The sequence below is a fragment of the Streptomyces sp. NPDC048338 genome (assembly GCF_043201055.1).
Lineage (GTDB): Bacteria > Actinomycetota > Actinomycetes > Streptomycetales > Streptomycetaceae > Streptomyces.
In genome coordinates, this window is record NZ_JBICYQ010000014.1 from 287136 (window position 1) to 307990 (window position 20855).

Below are 20855 nucleotides of genomic sequence, written 5' to 3' on the forward strand. Positions count from 1 at the left end.
CCCGGCAGGGCCGCGGGCCCCGTCCGGGACGGCCCTCAGGCCAGCTCCTCGGCGACGGCGACGGCCTCCGCCAGCGAGTCGACCACCGGCACCCCCACCGCCTCCAGGCTGGCGCGGCTGTGCGACCCCCCGGTGTACAGGACCGCCTTCGCGCCGACGTGCGCCGCCGCCCGGGCGTCGTCCGCCGCGTCGCCGATGACGACGACCCGCTCCGCGGGCACACCGCCCAGCGCCGCCAGGTGCCGCACCATGTGCGCCGCCTTGCCCTCGGTCGAGGAACCGACGCGCCCGTCCACCCGGACGAACCGCGCCTCGATTCCGTGCCGGCGCACCAGCGGGACCAGCTCCACGTGCGGGGCGAGCGAGAGCAGCGACTGCGTGAGCCCGGACTCCTGCCGGGCGGCCAGCAGCTCCGCCGCGCCGGCCGTCAGACCGCAGCCCTCGGCCCGCGCCCAGTAGTGCCGGTGGAAGATGCCGTCCATCAGCTCCCACTCGATGTCCGTCGGCAGCCGCCCCATCAGGCGCTCGTAGAACAGCGGCACCGGCACCGTGTACAGGTCGCGGTAGCGCGCGAGCGTGATCGGCTCCAGGCCCAGCTCGGCGAAGGCGGCGTTCGTCGCGCCGATGACCGCGTGGATGTCGTCGAGCAGGGTCCCGTTCCAGTCCCAGACCAGATGCTTGCCGTGCCTCGTTCCGTGCTTCCCCATGGCACGACGGTACCGGCAGCCTCCGGCAGGGGTGCCCAGCCGGGCGGGCCCGACCGCTCCCCGGGGCCGGGGCGGGCGTCAGCCCAGCAGGCCGGGGATCTCCTGGATCCCGAACCAGAGCAGCTCGTGGTCCTCGGCCCCGTCCACCGTGAACCGGGCGTCGTCGTCGCCCTGGTCCGCCGCGCCCAGCGCGTCCGCCGCCGCCGAGACGTCGGCCTCCGCGTCGTCCGCGTCGGCGTGCACGGCCGCGGCCTTGGCCAGCGCGACCGCACCGGCGATCCGGACCTCGCCGAGCGAGCTCGCGTCCAGGCCCCGGTCGGGATCGACGGCCGCGTCCTTGTCCGGCACGTCGACGGCGACGACGATCCGGCGCCGCGCGGCCGAGGGGTCGCCGGCGAGCAGGCGCAGGGAGGCGGCGGCGGCGCGGCTGAGCGCCGCGTACTCCAGCTCCTCGATGTCGTCGGAGACGTACCACTCGCGCAGGGCCGGTGTGACGGCGAAGGCGGTCAGCGGGCCGGGGCCCAGCTCGCCCGCCTTGTGCGCCTGTGCGAGACCGGGGAGGGTCAGGGGGACGTACACGCGCATGGCTGGCCGCTTTCGTAGTCGGAAACGCCCTCAGGATACGTGCGGAGTCCCCTTTCGGGGCCTCCGGGCCGCCCCCGCCGGCCCACCGCACGCATGCCCCGGACCCGTGCGCGCATGGCCGCCCGGCCACCACGCTCACCCTGATAGGTGAAGCCGCCGGAGGGCCACCCGACGGTCCCCGGCGCCTTGCGACGGCTCCGGGCCGCCCCGTACAAGATCCCCAACAGAAGTTACCGCCCGGTAGTCAGCCGGGTGCGAGGGAACGGGATGGCCCATGCAGACCTCCGTCACGACGACGACCACCGCCGCCGCGCCGGCCCTCGCACCGGAGGCCGACGGCCGCCTCCGCGCTCCCCGCACCGCGCCCCGCGGCCGCGCCGGCACCGGCCCCCGCGGCCGTGCCGGGACCCGCCCCGGAGCCCCCTCACCGTCCCGTACGGCGCCCCGCGCCCTGCCTCCCCACGCCGTCTTCGCCGAGCGGCTGCTCGCCGTCCTGAGCGGCGACCGGCCCGTCCACTGGATGCTCGGCCAGACCGTCGGCGAGGCGTACGAGCAGCTCGTCCGGCTGGCCCCGGAGACACCACTGCGCTCCGGCGGGGCGCGGCCCGTCCTGCGCCGCTGTGCGGCCCAGCCGCCCCGGACCGGGGTCGTCGAGGCCTTCGCGAGCATCGCCGTCGGGGAGCGGGTCAGGGCCATGGCGTTCCGCCTGGAGCGGGGCGCCGACGGCCGCTGGCGCTGCGCCGCCGTCGAGCTGGACGGCCTGCACGCGCGGGTACCGGCCCAGTCACGGGCCGGCCGGGCATGACGAAGGGGCCGGACACCTCGTGGTGTCCGGCCCCTTCACCGTCCGGCCGCTACTTCTTGCGGCGGCGGCCGCCGCTGCTCTTCTGCGCCTTGCGGCGCTCCGCTCGGGTCAGCCCGTCACCGGCCGCGTCGTCGCTGACGAAGTCGCCCTCGACCACGGAGCCGTCGCCGTCGACCTTCGGCGCCGAGAAGTGCAGGCGGTCCGGGCGCTGCGGGGCGTCGAGGCCCTTGGCACGGATCTCCGGACGGCCGGCGCCGGCCGGCACGGCGGCCTGCTTGTCGAGCGACGGGGCCGCGTCCTGCACCGGGACCTCCTCGACCTGCTGCTCGACCTGGACCTCCAGGTTGAACAGGTAGCCGACGGACTCCTCCTTGATGCCCTCCATCATCGCGGTGAACATGTCGAAGCCCTCGCGCTGGTACTCGACCAGCGGGTCCTTCTGGGCCATCGCGCGCAGGCCGATGCCCTCCTGGAGGTAGTCCATCTCGTAGAGGTGCTCGCGCCACTTGCGGTCGAGCACGGAGAGCACCACGCGGCGCTCCAGCTCCCGCATGATGTCCGAGCCGAGCGACTTCTCACGGGCGTCGTACTGCTCGTGGATGTCGTCCTTCACGGACTCGCCGATGAACTCCGCCGTGATGCCGGCGCGGTCACCGGCCGCGTCCTCGAGCTCGTCCACCGTGACCTTCACCGGGTAGAGCTGCTTGAACGCGTTCCACAGGCGGTCGAGGTCCCACTCCTCCGCGAAGCCGTCGGCGGTCTCCTGGCGGATGTAGTCGTCGATCGTGTCGTCCATGAAGTGCTGGATCTGCTCGTGCAGGTCCTCGCCCTCCAGGACGCGGCGACGCTCGCCGTAGATGACCTCGCGCTGGCGGTTGAGGACCTCGTCGTACTTCAGGACGTTCTTGCGGGTCTCGAAGTTCTGGGTCTCGACCTGGGACTGCGCCGAGGCGATGGCGCGGGTCACCATCTTGTTCTCGATCGGCACGTCGTCCGGCACGTTGGCCATGGCCATGACGCGCTCGACCATCTGGGCCTTGAACAGGCGCATCAGGTCGTCGCCGAGGGAGAGGTAGAAGCGGGACTCGCCCGGGTCGCCCTGACGGCCGGAACGGCCGCGCAGCTGGTTGTCGATACGGCGCGACTCGTGGCGCTCGGTGCCGAGGACGTAGAGCCCGCCGAGCTCCTTGACCTCCTCGAACTCCGCCTTCACGGCCAGCTCGGCGCGCTCCAGGGCGGCCGGCAGGGCCGCGGCCCACTCCTCGACGTGCTCGACCGGGTCCAGGCCGGCCTGGCGCAGCTCGGCCTCGGCCAGGTCGTCCGGGTTGCCGCCGAGCTTGATGTCGGTGCCTCGGCCGGCCATGTTCGTGGCGACGGTGACGGCGCCCTTGCGGCCGGCCTGGGCGACGATCGTCGCTTCACGGTCGTGCTGCTTGGCGTTCAGCACCTCGTGCTGGATGCCGCGCTTGGAGAGCTGCTGGGAGAGGTACTCGGACTTCTCGACCGACGTCGTACCGACGAGGATCGGCTGGCCCTTCTCGTGCTTCTCCGCGATGTCGTCGACGACCGCGTTGAACTTCGCGACCTCGGTCCGGTAGATCAGGTCCGACTGGTCCTTGCGGACCATGGGCTTGTTCGTCGGGATCGGGACGACGCCGAGCTTGTAGATCTGGTGGAACTCGGCGGCCTCGGTCATGGCCGTACCGGTCATGCCGGACAGCTTGTCGTAGAGGCGGAAGAAGTTCTGCAGGGTGATCGTGGCGAGCGTCTGGTTCTCGTCCTTGATGTCCACCCCTTCCTTCGCCTCGATCGCCTGGTGCATGCCCTCGTTGTAGCGGCGGCCGGCGAGGATACGGCCGGTGTGCTCGTCGACGATCATGACTTCGCCGTCGATGACGACGTAGTCCTTGTCCTTCTTGAACAGTTCCTTGGCCTTGATGGCGTTGTTCAGGTACCCGACGAGCGGGGTGTTCACCGACTCGTAGAGGTTGTCGATGCCCAGCCAGTCCTCGACCTTGGCGACGCCGGACTCGTGGATGCCGACGGTGCGCTTCTTCTCGTCGACCTCGTAGTCGCCGGTCTCCTCGATGCCCTTGAGCGGGTTGCCGGCCTCGCCCCTGGTCAGACGGGTGACCAGCTTGGCGAAGTCGCCGTACCACTTGGTGGCCTGGTCGGCCGGGCCGGAGATGATCAGCGGCGTACGGGCCTCGTCGACCAGGATCGAGTCGACCTCGTCGACGCAGGCGAAGTTGTGGCCGCGCTGGACGAGCTCCTCCTGGGACCACGCCATGTTGTCGCGCAGGTAGTCGAAGCCGAACTCGTTGTTCGTGCCGTACGTGATGTCGCAGCCGTACTGCTCGCGGCGCTGCGCGGGGGTCATGTTGGCGAGGATGCAGCCGACGGTCAGACCCAGGAACTTGTGAACGCGGCCCATCAGCTCGGAGTCGCGCTCGGCCAGGTAGTCGTTGACCGTGATCAGGTGCACGCCCTTGCCGGAGAGCGCGTTCAGGTACGCCGGGAGCGTGCCGACGAGGGTCTTGCCCTCGCCGGTCTTCATCTCGGCCACGTAGCCGAGGTGGAGCGCCGCACCGCCCATGAGCTGGACGTCGTAGTGGCGCTGGCCGAGGACGCGCTTGGCGGCCTCGCGGACGGTCGCGAAGGCCTCGGGCAGCAGGTCGTCGAGGCTCTCACCGTCGGCGTACCGCTGCTTGTACTCCTCGGTGAGCGCCCGCAACTCGGCGTCGGAGAGGTTGACGAAGTCCTCTTCGATGGAGTTGACCTGGTCCGCGATGCGGTGCAGTTTGCGCAGGATCTTGCCTTCGCCTGCACGCATGAGCTTGTTGAAGACGGACACTGAGGCTGGTCTCCTTGCCGGTCGGGCCTGGCACTGGGTCGTGTGATGGACTCGGGCGCGGGCACGGCAGGTGGTCCCCACCGCAACGGCCATCGTAAGCGAGACCGCCGCCGCGCCGGGAGGCCCGCAGTGCCGTGGGGCCACTGCCGCCCGGAAAAGAGAACGCACGAGGCGGGCGGAAGGTGCCGCCGGGCGCGAAAAGTGCTCGCGTCGGCGCCGCCCGCTCACCACAATTCCGTCATGGAGCCCATCACCCTGACCACGGAGCGTCTGACGCTGAGCACGTTCGTCCCGCAGGACGCCGACGAGGTCCACGACATCTGCCAGGACCCCGAGATCCAGCGCTGGACCACGGTGCCCTCCCCGTACGCGCGCCAGGACGCCCACGACTTCCTGAACCACGTGGTCCCGGCCGGCTGGCGCGACGACACCGAGTACTCCTTCGCGGTGCGGACCCGGGACGGCGGCCCCCTCCTGGCCGCGGCGGCCCTGCACCACCCGCGCTCGGGCAGCTGGGAGGTCGGCTTCTGGACGGCGAAGGAGCACCGCGGCCGCGGCTACATGACCGAGGCGGTGCTCGCGATGGCCCGCTGGGCCTTCACGGACCTGGGCTGCACCCGCCTGGAGTGGCGTGCCGAGGTCGGCAACGCGGGCTCCCGGGCCACCGCCGAGAAGGCCGGCTTCACCGTCGAGGGCGTCCTGCGCGCGGCCCTGCCGAACAACGGCACCCTCCGGGACACCTGGGTCGGCTCGCTGCTCCCCGCGGACCTCGGCCTGCCGGGCGCGCTGCCCTACCTCCCCGCGCCGCGGACCCGCTGACGCCGGGTCCCGGGGCGCGGCACCCGGCCGCCGGCTCGCCCTTCCCGGCTTCCGGCTCCGCGGAACGCCGGATGACTGTCGGTGCCGCCCTCTAGGGTGCGGATCATGACGACTGTGCCGCCGCCCGCCGCCGAACTCTCCGCCGACGACGCCCGCCGGATCGCGCTGCGCGCACAGGGCTTCCTGGGCGCACCTGACCGGAAGGCCGGGGTCCGGGGCGTGCTGCGCCATCTGGGGCAGGTCCAGCTCGACACGATCTCCGTACTGGCCCGCTCCCACGAACTGATCCCGTACGCGCGGCTGGGCGCGGTGGGCCGTCGGACGGTGGAGGACGCGTACTGGACCGAGGCGCACGCCTTCGAGTACTGGTCGCACGCGGCCTGCATCCTGCCCGTCGAGGAGTGGCCGCACTTCGCCTTCCGCCGCCGCGGCTACCGCGACCGGCCGCACTGGGGCCACCAGCTGCCGGACGGCGCGTACGACGCGGTCATCGGGCAGCTGCGGGCCGAGGGCCCGCAGACCGCCACCCAGCTCGGCGGCGCGAAGAACAAGGGCGAGTGGTGGGACTGGTCCGAGTCGAAGATCGCCGTGGAGCGCGCGCTGATGTACGGCGAGGTGGTCTGCACCGAGCGGCGGGGCTGGAAGCGGGTGTACGACCTGGCCGAGCGGGCCGTCCCGGACCACCTGCTCCACGACGACCTGGACGACGCCGAGTGCGTCCGCCGGCTGGTCCGGCAGGCGGGCGAGGCGCTGGGCGTGGGCACGCGCGCGGACATCGCCGACTACCACCGGCTCAAGGGCGAGCAGTTCGACGCGGCGGTCGAGGCCGCCGGCCTGGTGCCGGTCACGGTGGCGGGCTGGGCCAAGCCCGCCTGGGCCGATCCGGCGGCGCTGGCCGCCGAGCCGCGCGGCCGGCACCGGACGACGCTGCTGTCGCCGTTCGACTCGCTGATCTGGGAGCGGGCGCGCACGGAGCGGATCTTCGGCTTCACGCACCGGCTGGAGGCGTACGTGCCGAAGCAGAAGCGGGTGCACGGCTACTTCGCGATGCCGTTGCTGGCGGGCGGGAAGCTGGTCGGCCGGGTGGACCCGGCCCGTGACGGCCGGACGCTCGTGGCCCGCCAGGTGTCCGTGGCCTCCCCGAAGGCGATCGCCCCGATGGCCGTGGCACTGCGGGAGGCGGCCGAATGGGTGGGGTGCGACTCCGTGCGGATCGAGCGGGCGGACGACCGCTCCCTGGCGGCGGCGCTGACCGCCGAGCTCGGCTGACGGGTCCTCCCCAGAATCTGTACGCCTCCCCCGCGGTCGCCCTCGGGAGAGGCGTACAGGCCCCCGGGAAGGGGCCCGCCGGCGTCACCTGATCTCGAGGATCTTCTCCCGCATCGCGTAGACGACCGCTTCCATCCGGGAGTGCAGCTGGAGCTTCTCCAGGATGTTGCGGACGTGGTTCTTCACGGTGTTCTCGGAGATGAACAATTCCTTGGCGATGTCCCGGTTGTTCATTCCGGTCGCGACCAGCTTCAGGACTTCCAGCTCCCGGTCGGTGAGCCGGGGAGCGGGCACGAGACGGCGTTCGTCGGTGCGCTGGATCATGGATTTGAACTCGGTGAGGAGTTTCGACGCCATGGAGGGGCTGATCTGCGACTGGCCGTCGGCGACCGCGCGAATCGCGGTCGCGACCTCGTCGGTGGAGATCTCCTTCAGGAGATAGCCGGTCGCGCCCGCCTTGATCGCGTCGTAGAGGTCGGCCTCCTCGTCGCTGATCGTCAGCATGATGATCTTCGCGCTGGGTGCCACCTCCTTGATGGAGGTGCACGCCTCGATGCCCCCGCGCTTGGGCATCCGGACGTCCATCAGCACGATGTCGGGCAGCAGGTCGGCGGCCTTGTCGACCGCCTCGGCCCCGTCACCCGCCTCGCCGACGACCAGGATGTCCTCCTCCTGCGCGAGGACGATCTCGAGTCCGCGCCGGAACAGGGCGTGGTCGTCCACCACGAGGACCCGGATCGGCTCCTTCCGCGAGTCGCCGCTGTCCGAATCCGATCCCTCGGGGGTGGCCGCGCAATCGGGCTCCCGCCCTCCGTGCACCGGCCCGAAGCTGTCCGCCATCGTTCCTCCCCCTGAGGCCGTGGCCTGAAGTCGTGTTCGGTCCTCCAACCGCTGCTCACGAAGCAGCGGTTGGCGTGCACGACATGATTTCATGCCCGGACCCCGGTGTGGTGATCCCGTGGTCGCACGGGGGTGCCCCTGGGGGCGCACGGAGCGCTCCAGGGGCACCTTGAGGGACTGCTGAGTCTGGTGCGGCTGCGGGTCAGCCGCCCAGTGCACCACCGGCGCCGCCACCCTCGGCCAGGGGGTCGCTCTCCAGGTGGATGACGCCGTAGTCGTACGCGTGTCGCCGGTAGACGACGCTCGGCTGCTTGTTGTCGGAGTCGACGAACAGGTAGAAGTCGTGCCCGACCAGCTCCATCTCGTAGAGAGCCTGGTCGAGGGTCATCGGGGCGGCCCTGTGCGTCTTCTCGCGGACGACCAGCGGGCCTTCGCCCTGAACCTCGATCGAACCCATCATCGTGGTGGGTACCTTGCCGGGCTCCTCGGCCACGAGCTCGCCACTGCCGTTGAGCTGGGCGACACCCGGCACCACGTCGCCGACCTCGGCCGCCGAAAGCCTGCCGTTGCCACGGCGGGTGTACCTCTTGTCGTGCTGCTTGCGCAGCCGTGCCTCCAGCTTGTCGCTGGCGAGGTCGAGAGCTGCGTACGGGTCGCCTGCCGCCGCCTCCGCCCGGATCACCGGGCCTCGGGAGTGGAGGGTGATCTCCACGCGGTCGGACCGGTCGGCCTGCCGCGGGTTGTGCTCCTTGGACACCTCGACGTCGAGGCTGATCACCTTGCCGTCGAGCTTCTGGATCTTCTCCAGCTTCAGCTTCTCGGCCACGTGCTTGCGGAACCGCTCGGGCACCTCGGTCTTGCGGCCCTTGACGACGATGTCCACGCAGAACTCCGTTCCCGGATCGCCCAGATCGGCTCCTAGGCCGCTGGGCCTCTCCCTTTGCACCAGACTCCGATGTTTACCGGAGTCTCGGACTTGGCGACTTTCACCTCGTCCTCCCCAGTCGACAAGATCCCCACCCCACCGACCTGAGGTTAATTCGCCCTGAACTCCTGTCCTGTAGGCGCACCCGTATGCATTGGGTGAGGCCATGACTTTCGTCATTCCTCACAACCGAACATAGCTCGTTCGGACGGGTGTCGGCACCCGGTGCAGCCACTTACCTCCATTCGGGTGTTTTCACCTCTCACCACCTGCAACGATGCAACTTCCCTGTCAGTTCCGGTTTATTACGAACGACGAGGGTGAACCGGCCACGACCGCCGCTGGTGCCGGAGGTGCCGTAGGCGTCGCCGTCAGAGTCGGCCGGGTGATTCGGCCGATCCGGTGTTCCCTCCGGCCGCCCGGACGGCCGTGCGCGGTGAACGGCGGGTGTACAGGGCGTACGGCGGCCACGGCCCGCGCCGCCTCGGTCAGCGACGCACCGGTGGTCATGAGGTCGTCCACCAGCACCACCCGTCCGGCCGCCAGCAGCCGCGCACCGCCCGCCACCACCTCCAGCGCCCCGGACAGGTTGGCGAACCGTCCCCGGGCGTCGAGGGCGGACTGGTCGGCCACGGCACGGCGCTGACGCAGAACCGACGCCACCCGGGCGGGCCGCCCCGACTGCCGCAGCCGGCGGGCCGCGGCCAGCGCGATGCGCCGGGTGGGATCGTGGCCACGTGCCCGCACCGCGCGCCGCGACGAGGGCACCGGTACGAGGAGCAGGGGGTCGGCCCCAGGAGCCCCACAGGACGCCGCAGCCGCCTCCACGGCCCCTGCCAGCGCCGCTCCCAGGGGCTTGGCGAGTCCCAGGGCACCGCGCTCCTTGTGGGCGAGGAGCGCGGCGCGCACGGCACCGTCGTAGGGCGCGGCCGCGTGGACGCGGGGCAGACCGGCGGGGACGGGGCGGGGCAGGATCCGGCGCGGACCGGACTCCGTCAGCTCCGCCCGGCACGAAGGGCACAACTCGGAACGCGGCCTGCCGCAGCCTCCGCAGGCGACCGGCAGCACCAGTCCGGCGATCTCGAGCCACCACCCCCGCATGGCTCCACTGTCCTCCTGCCGGAGCGGACCGGCCACCCCTGTGGACAACGGCCCGGAGGGTGCCGGTGCGGGCACCGAGGAGGGCGGGGCCGGCGTCCGGCGCCGAGCGCCGGACGCGCCCTAACCCGGATAGACGGGGGAGGACCCGAGGACCTTGCCCAGACGCTGCCAGTTCGCCCCGGGCACCAGGCGCACGATGCCGTCGTTGCCCGAGTCCGCCACGAGCGGGGACCGGTCGTCGTCGGGCGCGGCCACGGCGGTGACGCCGTTGAGGCCCGGCAGCAGCGAGGAGGCCGAGGTCGCCCCGTCCGTCTGGATGTACCGGACCTGCTGCACGCCGCCGGCCTCCTTGCCGACCACGACCAGCCGGCTCGGACCGGCCCAGGAGACCGCCGTGACCGTCTCCATGCTCGGCGCCACGGCCTTGAGGTCCTCGACCGAGACCGTCTGCTGGGCGCCGCTGCCCTCGCGCATCACCCGTCCGATGTTCAGCGTGGTCCGGCCGTCCTGGCGCTTGAGCAGCAGGGCGATCCGGACGCCGTCGGCGGACACCCTCAGCGACTCGACCCGGATGCCGTCCGCCAGCCAGGGCGTCGACACCTCGACGCGCTGCCCGTCGCCGTCCGGGACCATCCACAGGCGCGGCCGGACCGGGTTGCGGTCGGCGACCCACAGGTCGCCGCGGCCGTCCCAGCTGGGCGCCGAGAGCCGGTCCTCGGGCCGCGCGGCGGTGCTCGTGACGACCGCGGGGGCCAGCTCCTCGTCGGAGAGGATCGACGTCACCCGCAGCTCGCGGCCCTCCTTGGCGACGCCCGCGGCGCGACTCTCGTCCCGGTCCACGGCGACCGACCGCAGCGGCAGCAGGCCCTTGCCGAAGGGTCCGGGCGCGGGCTGCGGCTCCTCGGCCGTCCTGCCGCCCACGAGCAGGGTCATGAGCTTGCCGTGCTCGTCGACGAAGAAGGGGTTCTCGGCCCGCTCGGAGGCGCGCACGGGCGCGAACTCGTCCCGCGCCTGCCGCTTGCCCAGCACGCACAGCGACGTTCCGTCGGACCGCTGCAGCTCGACCTGCTCGACCCGGACGGACGTCAGGTCGCCCAGCGTGAAGAGCAGCTGTGCGGCCATGCGCCGGCACACCTCCGGACCGACCCGGTCGGCCTTGGCGTTGAGCGGCACCTTGAGGGTGGACTGGTCGTCCGGGGCGAGGGAGGTGACGCCCTTCTTCAGTTCCGTGCCGGAGGGGAAGCGGGAGACCGCGGCCTCCTGCAGCCACAGCGTCGGCCCTTCGAGCAGGGCCTTGACCGTCTGCGTCACCGGGTCCATCCGGGTGATCGGGTCCTGGCGCTGCCGGATGTAGACCGGGTCGGCGACGACCCAGTCCTCCCCGGAGGCGAAGTAGTACTTGTTGACCGACCGGTAGTTGCGCTGGAAGTCGGCCTCGCTCAGCACCAGCCCGGACGGCAGGTGGTCGATGCGCCACTCCTTGCCCTTGCCGTCCTCCGAGGGCTGCTGGACCACGTGGATCTCGTCCTGGAACTCGGCCCGGGCCGGCTCGTAGGCGTGGTACTCGTTCACCTTCGCCACCGTGCGTCCCTTGATGGGGAAGGACCGGCCGCGGCTCTCGGGGTCGTCCACGGCGACGGCCTGCTCACGGTCCGGGGCCGTGGCGAGCACCGTGATGGACGCCTCCGGCTTCCAGTCGCGCGCCGCCTGCTTCGTCAGGTACTTGCGGGCCGTGGCGAAACCCAGGTCGTCGCTGGTCATGGCCTCCAGGAAACCGTCGACGATCTCGTCCGGGTCGGCGTTCTCGCGCGGCTGCACGGCGTAGACCCGGACCTGCGAGTCGCCCAGGCTGGACGCCTTCACGCTCTCCACGTCGCCGCTGTCGGGCATGGTGGCGCAGCCGGCGACGAGCAGACCGCCGCACGCCAGCAGCACGCTCGTACGCGCCGTCCGGCCGCCCCGCGCGGGGGTGCGCGACGTGCCGCCCCCGCTCGCCTCGGCCCCCGCGCCCGTCCGGTACGCCTCCACCCCTGCCCCCTGTCCCTGGTGCCCGTCGGCCTGCTTCCGCTCCCCTCGGGAGTCAGCGCCCACGTGTTCCGCCTTCCCGTTCGGTGTTCGAGGTGGCCATGGCCTCGCCACCGTCGGCGTCCCCCACGGACCGAGCCACCACCCGGGCTCCGCTGCCCGGCAGGGCGGTCGGATCCGCCGTGGCCCGCGGCGCTCCGGGCAGCCGCGGCGGCACGGGCAGGGACGGCCGGTCGCCGGCGGTCTGCGCGGGCACCGCCGTCAGGCGCGTGCCGGTCTCCTGCGACGGGCCGGACGCCGCCTGCTCGCGGTTGCGCCGCGAGTCCTCGGGCTCCAGCGGGATCGGGGAGCCGCGCAGCGGCTCGTCCGCGGTACGCGGCAGCGTCAGCCGGAACTGGGAGCCTCCGCCGGGCTCGCCCCAGGCCTGGAGCCAGCCGCCGTGCAGCCGCGCGTCCTCGACGGCGATCGACAGGCCGAGGCCCGTCCCGCCGGTGGTGCGTGCGCGCGCCGGGTCGGCGCGCCAGAAGCGGTTGAAGACGCGGGTGGCCTCGCCCGGCTTGAGTCCCACACCGTAGTCGCGGACGGCGACCGCGACGGCCCCGCCCGCGGCGGCGAGCTTGACGACGACGTCGCGGCCCTCGCCGTGCTCGACGGCGTTGACGACCAGGTTGCGCAGCACGCGCTCGACCCGGCGGGCGTCCGCCTCCGCCACGACCGGCTGCTCGTCGCCCACGACGACGATCCGGCCGCCCTTGCGCTCGGCGAGCGGCTCGGCGCCGCCGATGACGCGCCGGACGACCTGGCGCAGGTCGATCGGCTCCGCCTCCAGGGCCGCCGCTCCGGCGTCGAAGCGGCTGATCTCCAGCAGGTCGGCGAGGAGGGACTCGAAGCGGTCCAGCTGGTCGCCGAGGAGCTCGGCGGAGCGCGCGGTGATCGGGTCGAAGTCGACCCGGGCCTCGTGGATGACGTCGGCGGCCATCCGCACGGTCGTCAGCGGCGTGCGCAGCTCGTGCGAGACGTCCGAGACGAAGCGGCGCTGCATCCGCGAGAGCTCCTCCAGCTGCTGGATCTTGAGCTGGAGGTTCTGCGCCATCTTGTTGAAGGCTTCACCGAGCCGGGCGATGTCGTCCTCGCCGGTGACCTTCATGCGTTCCTGGAGCCGGCCGGCGGAGAGACGCTCGGCGATCCCGGCCGCCATCCGGACGGGGGTGACGACCTGGCGCACCACGAGCCAGGCGATGGCGCCGAGGAGCACCACGACGAACAGCCCGGCGGTCGCCAGCGTGCCCTTGACCAGGGCGAGGGAGTCCTCCTCCTGGGTCAGCGGGAAGAGGTAGTACAGCTCGTACTGGTTGCCCTCGGCGTCGTTGAGGCGCTTGCCGACCACCAGGCCCGGCTCGGAGTGCTTGCCGTCGGTGTAGTGGATCCGGGCGTACGTCTGGAAGGTGCCCGACCCCTGGGCGACGGAATGCCGCAGGCCGACCGGGATGCTGGTGGCGGGGTCGACCTCGCCGGAGGCGCGGGCGCCCCGGCTCGCGGTGCCCTCGGACTGCTCCAGGGACAGCGCCACGACGTTGAACGCGCTCTGACCACCACTGGCGAGCTGCTCGACCAGGGTGGAGCGCCAGTTCACGGACGCCCCGGCCCGGCCGCCGTCCTGCTCACCGGGTACGGAGGGGGTCGTCGCCGCCTTGTCCTGGGCAGCCGAGAAACCTCCGGCGGCCTGGCTCTGGGCGGCCTTCTCCTTGGCGTCGAGGAGGCCGTTGCGGACCTGGCCGATGACGACCAGGCCGAGCAGCAGCACGACGCCGAGGGACATCAGCAGGGTGCCCGCGACGACGCGGAGCTGGATGTTCCGGCGCCACAGCCGCACCGCGGGCAGCAGCGGGCGGCGGAACCAGCGCATCACCAGCCGGAGCACCGGGCCACCCGGTGCTCCGTCCTGGAGGAGGCGTCCTCCATGGAACGGACGGCCGAATCGCGAGCCCCCCCGCCTCGGTCCGGCAGTCCGCCCCGTCCGGACTCCCGGCTCGCCGGGCTTCGGAGCAGTACTGCCTATGCTCATGTCAGCTCGGCCCCGCCTTGTAACCGACGCCCCGGACGGTCACCACGATCTCCGGCCGCTCCGGGTCCTTCTCGACCTTGGAGCGCAGCCGCTGGACGTGCACGTTCACCAGCCGGGTGTCGGCCGCGTGCCGGTATCCCCAGACCTGCTCCAGCAGGACCTCACGGGTGAACACCTGCCACGGCTTGCGGGCCAGCGCGACGAGCAGGTCGAACTCGAGCGGGGTCAGGGCGATGGACTGCCCGTCCCGCTTCACCGAGTGACCGGCGACGTCGATGACCAGGTCGCCGATGGCGAGCTGCTCCGGCGCGGGCTCCTCCGACCGCCGCAGCCGCGCCCGGATGCGGGCGACGAGCTCCTTCGGCTTGAACGGCTTGACGATGTAGTCGTCGGCCCCGGACTCCAGGCCCACCACCACGTCGACGGTGTCGCTCTTGGCCGTGAGCATGACGATGGGCACACCGGACTCGGCCCTGATGAGCCGGCACACCTCGATGCCGTCCCTGCCGGGCAGCATGAGGTCCAGCAGCACCAGGTCCGGCTTGGCCTCACGGAATGCGGCGAGCGCCTTGTCACCGTCCGCTACGAACGACGGCTCGAACCCTTCACCCCGCAGCACGATCCCGAGCATCTCGGCCAGTGCGGTGTCGTCATCGACGACGAGAACGCGTCCCTTCATATCGACATCATCCCATTTCCGTATCAGTCTCAAGGCGGCTGGTGAGATAGCTCACTGACCAGCGTCGACGTCTGTGATCGTCCACCGGTGGCTGCCCTGGTCGCTGTGGTCGCTGATACCAGGCATGCATGTCACCCCCGTAGCCGCCCTGAACCGTACCCTGGCCCCCCGCTCCGCGCCCATAGCGGAATGACCTCGTGATTCCGTGGATCTTCGGCCGGGGAATCCCGCCCGGACGGCCCGCTCCGCACCGCGGGACGCCCGTCCCGCACCCGGACCGGTTCCCCGCTCCGCCGCCCGTCGCCGCCGCGGCCCGTCCCCCTCGTGCCGGCGTACGCCGCGCACCCCGTCCCGCCCCGGCCCCGCCGCGGTCCCCGCGCGATCCCGGCGCCCTCGGCGATCAAGGCGAGACGGAGGCCCTCACCCCGGTCCGCGGGCGGGTTCCGCGTGGCACGATGGCTCACGGTCGGCCGCCTCGACAGACAGCGGGCCGGCCGCCGAGACCGAGCCGGTTCGCCGATCCGGCCCCGCGACCATTCACTCGAGGTGGACGACCGTGAACGACACTCCGGGCTGGACCTCGCCCGGGTCTGCTCCCTCCGACGGCCACGAAGGACCCGGAGTGCCCCGGCCCACCGAGCCCGGTGACGCGAACGGCTCCGCCCCGCAGTGGTCCAAGGACCAGCCGCCCGCCGGCCAGTGGTCCTCGCCGGGCGCCCCCGCCCCCGGACGCGCCCACACGCCTCCGCCCAGCCCCGGCTGGGGAGGCGGCCCCGCCCACCGCCAGTGGGGCAAGCCGCCGGCCGCCAAGCCCGGCGTGATCCCGCTCCGCCCGCTGAGCCTCGGAGAGATCCTCGACGGCGCGGTGTCCACCCTGCGGACGTACTGGCGCACCGTCCTGGCCGTGTCCGTCACGGTCGCGGTGATCTCCCAGGCGGCCGACATCCTGGCCCAGCGCTACCTCATGCCGACCCCGCCGAAGATCAACCCGGACGCGACCCCGGCCGAGGCGCTCGACCAGTCCCTGGAGTCCCTCCGGGTCAGCATGATCGGCCTGGCCCCGGCGCTCCTCATCATGGTGATGACGAGCCTGGTGTGCGCCGCCCTGCTCACCGTCGTGATCAGCCGGGCGATCCTCGGCCGCCCGGTCACGCTCGCCGCCGCCTGGCAGGAGGCGCGGCCGCGGCTGCTCCAGCTGCTGGGACTGACCCTGCTGCTGCCGCTGATGAGCGCGGCAATCGTGGGCGTCGGCCTGCTGCCCGGACTCCTCCTCGGCGGCACCGGCGGCGACGCTCTGGCCGGCCTCGGCGGCACCGCCGGACTGGTCGTCGTCGTCTGGCTGATGGTCCGCTTCAGCCTCTCCTCTCCCGCCCTGATGCTGGAACGCCAGGGCGTGATCCGGTCGATCAAGCGCTCGGCCAAGCTGGTCGACGGCTCCTGGTGGCGCATCTTCGGCATCACGCTGCTGACGCAGCTGCTGCTCTTCATCGTCGCGATGATCATCGCGATCCCCTTCGCGATCATCGCGATCGTCGCCGACGGCGGCGGCTTCGGCAGCTTCATCGACAACCCGGAAGCCGGCAACAGCTGGTCGTTCCTTCTGATCACGGGCATCGGCGGCGTGATCGCCAACGCGATCATCTACCCGATCTCCGCTGGCGTGACCGTCCTCCTCTACGTGGACCAGCGCATCCGCCGCGAGGCGCTGGACCTCGAACTCGCCCGCGCCGCGGGCGTTCCCGGCTACACCTCCGGGAGCTGACGGGGTGACGGCCACGGGGGGCGCGGTCGTCGCGCGGTTCAGGCAGGCCGCCGACGACATACCGCTGGACATCCCCCGCGACCCCGCCCGGGAGGCGGCGGAGCGGGAGCTGTCCAAGCCGATCTACCACGAGAACGACCCCAACCTCCTCGAACGCGGCCTCGACCGCCTCTGGGAGTGGATCGGCGGCCTCTTCGACTCGGCGTCGGGGGCCTCCCCCGGCGGTGCACTCGGCCTGGTCGCCGTCGTCCTCGTCGTGCTCGCCGTGGCGGGCGCCCTGTGGTGGCGGCTCGGCACCCCCCGACGGGCCGTCACCACCGCGGACTCCCTGTTCGACGACGGCCCCCGTACCGCCGGCGAACACCGGGCAGCCGCCTCCCGGCACGCGTCCGCCGGCCGCTGGAACGAGGCGGTCCAGGAGCGGATGCGGGCCATCGTCCGCTCCTTGGAGGAGCGGACGCTGCTCGACCCGCGCCCCGGCCGCACGGCCGACGAGGCGGCCGCCGAGGCCGGCCGTACCCTGCCCGCCCACGCGGACGAGCTCCGCTCCGCGGCGCGCGCCTTCGACGACATCACCTACGGCGGGCGCACGGCCGACGAGCCCGCGTACCGACGTATCGAGGAGCTGGACGAGTCCCTGGAGCGGACGAAGCCCACCCTCGACAGCGCATCCGCGGGGGCAGCCGAATGAACCGACTGCTCACCAGCCCCACCTCGGCTTCCCTCACCCCTCGTCAGATCTGGTCGCGCGTCCGTGGTGTGCTCCTCGTGCTGGCCCTGATCCTGATCGGCGGCCTGACCCTGGCGACCGTGCGATCCGCCGACCACCACGGCCTGCTCGACCCCAGGTCCGCCGGCCCCGAAGGAAGCCGCGCCGTCGCGGAGATCCTCAAGGCCCAGGGGGTCACGCTCCGGGTCGTCACCTCCCTCGACGAGGCCACCGCCTCGACCGCCACGGACACCACTCTCCTGGTCACCTCCCCCGATCTGCTGACCGTCTCTCAGCAGTCCGCTCTCCGCGAGGCCGTGAGGGCCTCGGCGGGCCGCACCGTCCTCGTCGGCGCCGGCGAGGCCTCGCTCCCGATCCTGGCCCCCGGTGTCTCCTCCGCCACCAGCGCCCCCGTCCGCAACCGGACCGCCGGCTGCCCCCTCCCCGCCGCCGTCCGCGCAGGCAGTGTCGACCTCGGCGGCGAGCGCTACCTCACCGCCGGGGCGCAGGCCGTCGCCTGCTATCCCGCCGACGGGCTGCCGACCCTGGTCTCCGTGAAGGACCCCGCCGCGGGGGAAACGGTCCTCGTCGGCTCCCCGGACCTCTTCCTCAACGACCGTCTGGACCAGCAGGGGAACGCCTCGCTCGCCCTGCAACTCCTCGGCTCCCGGCCCCATCTCGTCTGGTACCTCCCGTCCCTGTCCGACGCCTCCGCCGTCGAAGGCGACGGCGAGTCCGAGGACGGACCCACCGGCGACTTCCTCTCCCTCGTCCCTTCCGGCTGGCTGTGGGGGACCCTCCAACTGGCCGTGGCAGCCGTCCTCGCCGCCGTCTGGCGTGCCCGCCGCCTCGGCCCCCTGGTGACCGAACCCCTGCCGGTCGTCGTCCGCGCCTCCGAGGCCACCGAGGGCCGTGCCCGCCTCTACCGCACGTCCCGCGCCCGTGACCGCGCGAGCTCGGTCCTGCGCGCCGCGACCCGCACCCGCATCGCACCGCTCCTCGGCGTGCCCACCCGGGACGCCCACTCCCCCGAGGTCCTGCTCCCCGCTCTCTCCGCGCGCCGCACCGAAGCGACCGGAGAGCCGGCGGACACCAGGGACCTCCTCTTCGGCCCGGCTCCCGCCGACGACGCCGCCCTGATCCGCCTGGCGGACCAACTCGACGCCCTCGAAAGAGAGGTACGCACCTCATGAGCGCCCCGACCCCCGAGACCGCTACGACCTCGGACGCCGCCCGCGCCTCCCTGGAGGCCCTGCGCACCGAGATCGCGAAGGCCGTGGTCGGCCAGGACCCCGCGGTCACCGGACTCGTCGTCGCCCTGCTCTGCCGGGGTCACGTCCTGCTCGAAGGTGTCCCCGGTGTCGCCAAGACCCTCCTGGTCCGCGCGCTCGCCTCCGCTCTCGAACTCGACACCAAGCGTGTCCAGTTCACCCCCGATCTGATGCCGAGTGACGTCACGGGCTCGCTCGTCTACGACTCGCGGTCCGCCGAGTTCTCCTTCCAGCCGGGCCCGGTCTTCACCAACCTGCTGCTCGCCGACGAGATCAACCGCACCCCTCCCAAGACCCAGGCCTCGCTCCTGGAGGCGATGGAGGAGCGTCAGGTCACCGTCGACGGGACTCCCCGCCCGCTGCCCGACCCCTTCCTGGTCGCCGCCACGCAGAACCCGGTCGAGTACGAGGGCACCTATCCCCTGCCGGAAGCCCAACTCGACCGCTTCCTGCTCAAGCTGACGGTCCCGCTGCCCTCACGCGCGGACGAGATCAGCGTCCTGACCCGTCATGCGGACGGCTTCGACCCTCGCGACCTGCAGGCCGCCGGCGTCCGGCCGGTCGCCGGCCCCGCCGATCTCGAAGCGGCACGCTCCGCCGTCGCCAAGACCTCGGTCTCCCCCGAGATCACCGGCTATGTCGTCGATATCTGTCGTGCCACGCGTGATTCCCCCTCGCTCACTCTCGGTGTCTCCCCCCGTGGTGCCACCGCACTGCTCTCCACCGCTCGCGCCTGGGCCTGGCTCACCGGCCGGGACTACGTCACCCCGGACGACGTGAAGGCCCTCGCCCTGCCCACCCTGCGTCATCGCATCCAACTGCGGCCCGAGGCAGAGATGGAGGGCGTCACCGCCGACTCCGTCATCCACTCGATCCTCGCCCACGTCCCCGTACCCCGCTGAGAACGGCGCCCCATGGCCCTCACCGGACGAACAGCGCTCCTGGCCGCCCTCGGTTCGCTCCCCGTGGGCCTCCTCGCCCCCAGCTGGGCGGGGATGCTCGCGGTCAACGCGCCCCTCTCACTCGCCATTCTGTGCGACTACGCGATGGCCGCACCAGTGCGAACGCTGCAGTTCACCCGAAGTGGTGACACAACAGTTCGACTGGGTGACGCGGCGGAGGTGCACCTCACCGTCACCAACCCGTCGGGCCGCCGGCTGCGTGCCCAGCTGCGCGACGCCTGGCCCCCGAGCAGCTGGACGCCCGGCACCGAACAGGCCGCGTCCCGCCGGAAGCTGGCCGTTCCGGCCGGCGAACGCCGCCGGATCACGGTGGCCCTGCGCCCCACCCGCCGCGGCGACCGGCAGGCGGACCGCGTCACCGTCCGCTCCTTCGGCCCCCTGGGCCTGGCAGCGCGTCAGGGTCGTCACGAGGTCCCGTGGACCGTCCGCGTCCTCCCGGCGTTCGCCAGCCGCAAGCATCTGCCGTCCCGGCTGGCCCGTCTCCGCGAGCTGGACGGCCGCACGAGCGTCCTCATCCGCGGGGAGGGCACCGAGTTCGACAGCCTCCGCGAGTACGTCCCCGGTGACGACACCCGGTCCATCGACTGGCGTGCCACCGCACGACAGGCGAGCGTCGCCGTCCGTACCTGGCGCCCGGAACGGGACCGCCACCTCCTGATCGTCCTCGACACCGGGCGCACGTCGGCGGGTCGCGTCGGGGACGTGCCGCGACTGGACGCGGCCATGGACGCCACTCTGCTCCTGACGGCGCTCGCCTCCCGGGCCGGCGACCGTGTGGATGTCCTGGCCTACGACCGACGTCTCCGCGCCCAGGTCCGGGGTCGTTCGGCGGCGGACGTCCTGCCGGCGGTGGTGGACGCCCTGGCGACCGTCGAGCCCGAACTGGTCGAGACCGACGCCCGAGCCCTCGCGGCCTCGGCGCTGGCCCGGGCCCCACGCCGCTCGCTCCTCGTCCTGCTCACGAGCCTGGACGCCGCACCGATCGAGGAAGGACTGCTGCCGGTGCTTCCGCAGCTCACCCGGCGCCACACGGTTCTGGTGGCCTCGGTCGCCGATCCCCGCACGGCCCGGATGGCGACGGGCCGCGGCACGGTCGACGGTGTCTACGAGGCCGCGGCGGCGACCCAGGAACAGTCACAGCGTCATCGCACGGCGGATCAGCTGCGTCGCCACGGTGTCACGGTCGTCGACGCGGCCCCGGACGCTCTCGCTCCCGCACTGGCCGACGCCTACCTCGCCTTGAAGGCCGCCGGCCGCCTCTGATCCCTCCGGTGTGGGCCTGCGACTCCGGTCCGGAGCCCACACCGGACGCCGGCCTCCCCCAGGAACGAATCTGCTCCGGAACGCAGAAAAGCCCCGCACCATAAGGTGCGGGGCTTTCTCACAATGATTGTTCGGCGGCGTCCTACTCTCCCACAGGGTCCCCCCTGCAGTACCATCGGCGCTGAAAGGCTTAGCTTCCGGGTTCGGAATGTAA

Annotated in this window: 17 protein-coding genes and 1 rRNA gene; 8 read left to right on the forward strand and 10 right to left on the reverse strand. The window is 72.4% G+C overall.

Annotated elements, in window-relative coordinates; all coding sequences use genetic code 11:
* Positions 1–35: 35 nt before the first annotated feature.
* Both ACGFZF_RS30290 and ACGFZF_RS30295 read right to left on the reverse strand, forming a co-directional pair.
* A complete protein-coding gene (locus tag ACGFZF_RS30290; RefSeq protein ID WP_393559294.1) occupies positions 36–707 on the reverse strand; it encodes an HAD family hydrolase in 672 nt (223 codons plus the stop codon).
* Between the two features lie 78 nt (positions 708–785).
* Positions 786–1292, reverse strand: coding sequence for a DUF6912 family protein (locus ACGFZF_RS30295; RefSeq protein ID WP_393559296.1), 507 nt, complete (start codon positions 1290–1292; stop codon positions 786–788).
* Between the two features lie 274 nt (positions 1293–1566).
* Between ACGFZF_RS30295 and ACGFZF_RS30300 the strand changes: the two genes are divergently transcribed.
* Positions 1567–2097, forward strand: a complete 531-nt coding sequence (locus ACGFZF_RS30300; RefSeq protein WP_393559298.1) for an Rv3235 family protein — start codon at positions 1567–1569, stop codon at positions 2095–2097.
* 49 nt (positions 2098–2146) lie between these two features.
* On the opposite strand, the gene secA is transcribed toward ACGFZF_RS30300, so the two are convergent.
* Positions 2147–4951, reverse strand: a complete 2805-nt coding sequence (secA, locus tag ACGFZF_RS30305; protein WP_393559300.1) for a preprotein translocase subunit SecA — start codon at positions 4949–4951, stop codon at positions 2147–2149.
* Positions 4952–5191: 240 nt separating this feature from the next.
* Between secA and ACGFZF_RS30310 the strand changes: the two genes are divergently transcribed.
* Both ACGFZF_RS30310 and ACGFZF_RS30315 read left to right on the forward strand, forming a co-directional pair.
* Positions 5192–5770: a GNAT family N-acetyltransferase gene (locus tag ACGFZF_RS30310; protein ID WP_393559302.1), complete on the forward strand. Its 579-nt coding sequence runs from the start codon at positions 5192–5194 to the stop codon at positions 5768–5770.
* A 105-nt stretch (positions 5771–5875) separates the two neighbouring features.
* Positions 5876–7039 carry a winged helix-turn-helix domain-containing protein gene (locus tag ACGFZF_RS30315; protein ID WP_393559304.1) on the forward strand — a complete coding sequence of 388 codons (1164 nt, stop codon included), beginning with the start codon at positions 5876–5878 and terminating at the stop codon, positions 7037–7039.
* An 84-nt stretch (positions 7040–7123) separates the two neighbouring features.
* Here the strand turns inward: ACGFZF_RS30315 and ACGFZF_RS30320 are convergent, their stop codons facing one another.
* From ACGFZF_RS30320 to mtrA, 6 genes are all read right to left on the reverse strand, one after another.
* Positions 7124–7879, reverse strand: a complete 756-nt coding sequence (locus ACGFZF_RS30320; RefSeq protein ID WP_147978226.1) for a response regulator transcription factor — start codon at positions 7877–7879, stop codon at positions 7124–7126.
* A 202-nt stretch (positions 7880–8081) separates the two neighbouring features.
* Entirely contained in the window at positions 8082–8762 is a 681-nt protein-coding gene (hpf, locus tag ACGFZF_RS30325; RefSeq protein ID WP_393559306.1) for a ribosome hibernation-promoting factor, HPF/YfiA family, read from the reverse strand.
* Positions 8763–9095: 333 nt separating this feature from the next.
* Positions 9096–9905 carry a ComF family protein gene (locus tag ACGFZF_RS30330; RefSeq protein WP_393559307.1) on the reverse strand — a complete coding sequence of 270 codons (810 nt, stop codon included), beginning with the start codon at positions 9903–9905 and terminating at the stop codon, positions 9096–9098.
* Positions 9906–10025: 120 nt separating this feature from the next.
* A complete protein-coding gene (locus tag ACGFZF_RS30335) occupies positions 10026–11795 on the reverse strand; it encodes an LpqB family beta-propeller domain-containing protein (protein WP_393559348.1) in 1770 nt (589 codons plus the stop codon).
* A 190-nt stretch (positions 11796–11985) separates the two neighbouring features.
* A complete protein-coding gene (mtrB, locus tag ACGFZF_RS30340) occupies positions 11986–13995 on the reverse strand; it encodes an MtrAB system histidine kinase MtrB (RefSeq protein WP_393559309.1) in 2010 nt (669 codons plus the stop codon).
* 1 nt (position 13996) lies between these two features.
* Positions 13997–14674 carry a two-component system response regulator MtrA gene (mtrA, locus tag ACGFZF_RS30345; protein ID WP_009333493.1) on the reverse strand — a complete coding sequence of 226 codons (678 nt, stop codon included), beginning with the start codon at positions 14672–14674 and terminating at the stop codon, positions 13997–13999.
* Between the two features lie 556 nt (positions 14675–15230).
* On the opposite strand from mtrA, the gene ACGFZF_RS30350 reads away from it, so the two are divergent.
* Genes ACGFZF_RS30350 through ACGFZF_RS30370 form a run of 5 tightly spaced genes read left to right on the forward strand, consistent with a single transcriptional unit; the run spans position 15231 to position 20641 of the window.
* Positions 15231–16436, forward strand: a complete 1206-nt coding sequence (locus ACGFZF_RS30350) for a hypothetical protein (protein WP_393559312.1) — start codon at positions 15231–15233, stop codon at positions 16434–16436.
* A 4-nt stretch (positions 16437–16440) separates the two neighbouring features.
* Entirely contained in the window at positions 16441–17127 is a 687-nt protein-coding gene (locus tag ACGFZF_RS30355; protein WP_393559314.1) for a DUF4129 domain-containing protein, read from the forward strand.
* The gene (locus ACGFZF_RS30360) at positions 17124–18338 is read left to right on the forward strand and encodes a DUF4350 domain-containing protein (protein WP_393559316.1); all 1215 of its coding nucleotides are present in this window, start codon (positions 17124–17126) and stop codon (positions 18336–18338) included. The genes ACGFZF_RS30355 and ACGFZF_RS30360 overlap by 4 nt, the downstream gene beginning before the upstream one ends.
* Complete coding sequence (locus ACGFZF_RS30365) at positions 18335–19318, forward strand: MoxR family ATPase (protein WP_356605058.1); 984 nt, start codon at positions 18335–18337, stop codon at positions 19316–19318. The genes ACGFZF_RS30360 and ACGFZF_RS30365 overlap by 4 nt, the downstream gene beginning before the upstream one ends.
* Positions 19319–19330: 12 nt before the next feature.
* Entirely contained in the window at positions 19331–20641 is a 1311-nt protein-coding gene (locus tag ACGFZF_RS30370; protein WP_393559318.1) for a DUF58 domain-containing protein, read from the forward strand.
* A 129-nt stretch (positions 20642–20770) separates the two neighbouring features.
* Here ACGFZF_RS30370 and rrf read toward each other — a convergent pair.
* Positions 20771–20855, reverse strand: a 5S ribosomal RNA gene (gene rrf, locus ACGFZF_RS30375); the annotation flags it as partial.

Bases quoted from the DNA above. Each gene is read 5' to 3' on its own strand.
- ACGFZF_RS30360 (WP_393559316.1), top strand. From the start codon at position 17,124: ATGAACCGACTGCTCACCAGCCCCACCTCGGCTTCCCTCACCCCTCGT.
- mtrA (WP_009333493.1), bottom strand. From the start codon at position 14,674: ATGAAGGGACGCGTTCTCGTCGTCGATGACGACACCGCACTGGCCGAG.
- ACGFZF_RS30310 (WP_393559302.1), top strand. From the start codon at position 5,192: ATGGAGCCCATCACCCTGACCACGGAGCGTCTGACGCTGAGCACGTTC.
- ACGFZF_RS30320 (WP_147978226.1), bottom strand. From the start codon at position 7,879: ATGGCGGACAGCTTCGGGCCGGTGCACGGAGGGCGGGAGCCCGATTGC.
- ACGFZF_RS30295 (WP_393559296.1), bottom strand. From the start codon at position 1,292: ATGCGCGTGTACGTCCCCCTGACCCTCCCCGGTCTCGCACAGGCGCAC.
- ACGFZF_RS30290 (WP_393559294.1), bottom strand. From the start codon at position 707: ATGGGGAAGCACGGAACGAGGCACGGCAAGCATCTGGTCTGGGACTGG.
- ACGFZF_RS30335 (WP_393559348.1), bottom strand. From the start codon at position 11,795: ATGCCCGACAGCGGCGACGTGGAGAGCGTGAAGGCGTCCAGCCTGGGC.
- ACGFZF_RS30300 (WP_393559298.1), top strand. From the start codon at position 1,567: ATGCAGACCTCCGTCACGACGACGACCACCGCCGCCGCGCCGGCCCTC.
- ACGFZF_RS30370 (WP_393559318.1), top strand. From the start codon at position 19,331: ATGGCCCTCACCGGACGAACAGCGCTCCTGGCCGCCCTCGGTTCGCTC.
- mtrB (WP_393559309.1), bottom strand. From the start codon at position 13,995: ATGAGCATAGGCAGTACTGCTCCGAAGCCCGGCGAGCCGGGAGTCCGG.
- ACGFZF_RS30330 (WP_393559307.1), bottom strand. From the start codon at position 9,905: ATGCGGGGGTGGTGGCTCGAGATCGCCGGACTGGTGCTGCCGGTCGCC.
- ACGFZF_RS30365 (WP_356605058.1), top strand. From the start codon at position 18,335: ATGAGCGCCCCGACCCCCGAGACCGCTACGACCTCGGACGCCGCCCGC.
- ACGFZF_RS30315 (WP_393559304.1), top strand. From the start codon at position 5,876: ATGACGACTGTGCCGCCGCCCGCCGCCGAACTCTCCGCCGACGACGCC.